4 protein-coding genes are annotated in these 2912 nt (G+C 47.5%); all 4 read right to left on the bottom strand.

From position 1 onward, the window contains the following. On the bottom strand, positions 1-332 hold a 332-nt coding region (locus Q0191_RS05500; protein WP_297664549.1), incomplete at its 3' end, for a GNAT family N-acetyltransferase. Continuing rightward, positions 319-897, bottom strand: a complete 579-nt coding sequence (locus Q0191_RS05495) for a flavin reductase family protein (protein WP_061583605.1) — start codon at positions 895-897, stop codon at positions 319-321. The genes Q0191_RS05500 and Q0191_RS05495, both read right to left, overlap by 14 nt. 343 nt (positions 898-1240) lie before the next feature. Beyond that, positions 1241-1495: a DUF1912 family protein gene (locus tag Q0191_RS05490; RefSeq protein WP_061911354.1), complete on the bottom strand. Its 255-nt coding sequence runs from the start codon at positions 1493-1495 to the stop codon at positions 1241-1243. A 26-nt stretch (positions 1496-1521) separates the two neighbouring features. Next, a complete protein-coding gene (locus tag Q0191_RS05485; protein WP_297664543.1) occupies positions 1522-2883 on the bottom strand; it encodes a DUF438 domain-containing protein in 1362 nt (453 codons plus the stop codon). Between the last annotated feature and the right edge of the window lie 29 nt (positions 2884-2912).

Genomic DNA, 2912 nt, shown 5'->3' with positions numbered 1-2912 from the left:
CGTCCCCAATAGTCTGGGTGCAAGGTATAGCCAATCTCCAGTACATCGTCTTCGTGTCGATGGTTGAAATCGACAGAACCGATGACCTTATCAGTTCCTTTAACCACAATTCCATAACCTGCTGGGAGATTTTCCTTTTGATTACGCTCAGGAAGGATATGCTCCAGGTAATAGATCTCATCTTCCAAAGTCTTGACGGGCGGAAAACCTGCTGGGTAGGAGACTTCTGGCCGACTGGCATAGTCAAAGATATCCTCAGCATCAGCCACGGTGCGGACTCGTAAGACTAGCCGTTCTGTTTCTAAACGTTCTGGTAACTCAGCCCTTGTCATCCTTCTTCCTCGCTTTCTTGATAAAGCTTCCCATGGGGTCGACTCGGTCATCTAGATAACGATAAACGCGCTGGTGACCGTCTCCCATAAAGTAGATCGGAGCAAAACGATCATTTTTAAAATGTCCCTTGTCATCTAGGAAATCAGAATCAGCAAGGCGGTCTACAATCTTGGCAAAGATATGGCAGATGCCATCTTCCTCGATAATCCTATCTACCTGACAGTCCAATGCGACTGGACAGGCCTTTAAAATCGGTGCCTGAGTCCGTTCAGAAATCTCATAGTCTAGCCCTAGGTATTCCAATTTCTCCCGATGGCTGATAAAACCCGCCTGCTCCATCGCAAGCATAGAAGTTTCATCAGGTATGTTCACGGTGAACTGTTGATAATGCTTGATTTGCTCAGCAGCATTTTCCTCAGCACCAACTCCGATAACTAGCCAATCACCCAGGCTATAAGAGGAGCTACAGGTCGTGATATTGTGCCCAAAGTTCCGGTCCTGATACCCCAAAATAAAGATAGGAAAACCATAGTAGAGCTTACTTGTGTTAAAGGATTGCTTCATGACAACCTCCTTTGACTAAGATGTAAAAGAAAAAACCTGCCATCTACATGACAGGGACGAATGTGTTTATCCGCGGTACCACCCAATTTCGGGCAGATGCCCGCAACTTTTCTCTTCTTCTTTCTCTTTTATGACGTCGTTAAGTCGCTTTAGCATACGCTAGTATAGCCTGCAGCTCCTTTCCTAGTCCTAAAAGGAAACAAAAAGACACTTTTATTTCATTTTTAACCATCAGCAACCAGTTTTGACACACTTATGGACTTCTCAGCACCGCCACTTTCTGTAAAATGTGGGATCCAAAACACCTCTGATGAACCTATTCTATCACCTTTCCAGCGAAAAATCAATAATTTCTCTCACCCAAAAGTCCGTCTGGCAGGTCATGAAATCCCTTGCCCGCCTGATAGTTGGCGAATTTCCCTAAAAGGAACTGGTAAGCATCGAGACGACTTTCATAGCGAATGGCCGCTTCCTTGGCCCTCTCGTCCTGGTCCGCCTCGTAGACTGCCTGACTCTCCTTGAGAGCCATCTCGTTAATCATGACCTGGGTCTTAACCCAAGCTTCAAAGTCTTGTAAAAATTCCTGTTCGTAACTCATGTTTCTCACTTTCTAACTGCAAATACCTAGTCCAAATCTCGGTAAAAATCACTGTCAATATCACGGAAGGGCTGAATGTCCTGCACATACTCCAGCACCCCCTGAAATTCACCGGCCTCATCCCGCACCGCCGCATAGGTCACATGGACAAACTTGCCCCTCGATTCCGACTTGAACCACATCTCAAACTTGTCCCGCTCTCCTTCACGCAGAGCCTTGAAAATCCGCCGCACCTTGTCCAAAAACTTGGGCGGGTGGCAGAGCTCGACATCGCGCCCTATCTGGGACGGCGTCCGCTTGAAAATCATCTCGTCTGCCGGCACGCTGTCATTATAATACTGAAAAATATCCTCCTTATTGACAAAGGTAATCTCCATGGGCAGATGGTCCAAAATCAGATTGGCCTCCGCCACCGATAGATAGCCATGACCAAAAGACTGCTGGGACTCCCGATTAAAGGCTTGCTCCTTCTTTTCCTTAGGCTTAAAGGAAATGGTGACCTGACCATCTGGCGTATCAATGACCTGCTCAAATCTGCCATCACTAGTCTGTTCTCTACTGGCTGGCGCTTCGCTTCCTTCATCAGCTCTATCCCTAGCTTCCTCCTCCAAGAATGAGTGTCGCGCAGGCATCCATTTCTCCGTTGGCTTGATAATGGCATAGCCATAAGCATCACTCTCCTCAGCAATCTTGAGCCAGTCATCCTGAGTAAAGGACTCGAGGAGAATCATGAGAAGGATGGACTCTTCCTTGAAGATCATAGCTTCAAACTCAGCCGCAAAGGTCTCAAACTTGTCCTTGACTTCCTCAATCGAAGTATCAGGCAGCTGCTCTGCAGCAATCTTAGCCTCTTGGAAAAGGTCACGAATCTGGTCATCTACCCCCCACATGACCTTGGGCGGCGAATCATGGCCATAGCTCTCCATGATAGGAAACATGAGCTCTTCCTTACGCTGATAGTGGATATCAAACTGTCCCACCAAACTCAGCTGACGCTGGAGTCCCTTGCGGATTTCAGGAAGAAGCTCCTCATCTTCTGTGCTTTCATAGGTGGATAGGAGCCTACGAACTCGCATAAGGGCAGCCCGCAGCGCTAGATTTTCCTGCTTAAAAATCTGAACTGGATGGCCTGGATGGTCGGTATCAGCCACCTCCACATCCTGAATGGCACCTTTAAAGAGGTTGGCATGGACATTGCAGAGAGACATGACATCTTCAAAGGTCACTCCCGTATCCGAGTTCATCAGCTCATGCTCCATCAGGCTGATTTCGATAGCGGACACACCAGCAAAATGCTTGTTGAAAAGCTCCTGAACAGATTCTGCAGAAGCTCCATTATGTAGGTCCAGCAAGATTGACTTGAGGACTTCAATGCGTTCAGTAGCCATGCCTAAATCCCCACCACTTCATAGCCGTT

Source organism: uncultured Streptococcus sp., from assembly GCF_938036805.1.
Lineage (GTDB): Bacteria > Bacillota > Bacilli > Lactobacillales > Streptococcaceae > Streptococcus.
This window is presented reverse-complemented; position numbering and strand designations above follow the sequence as displayed.

Coding starts and splice junctions, on each gene's coding strand:
- Q0191_RS05495 (WP_061583605.1), bottom strand. CDS start 897: ATGAAGCAATCCTTTAACACAAGTAAGCTCTACTATGGTTTTCCTATC.
- Q0191_RS05490 (WP_061911354.1), bottom strand. CDS start 1,495: ATGAGTTACGAACAGGAATTTTTACAAGACTTTGAAGCTTGGGTTAAG.
- Q0191_RS05485 (WP_297664543.1), bottom strand. CDS start 2,883: ATGGCTACTGAACGCATTGAAGTCCTCAAGTCAATCTTGCTGGACCTA.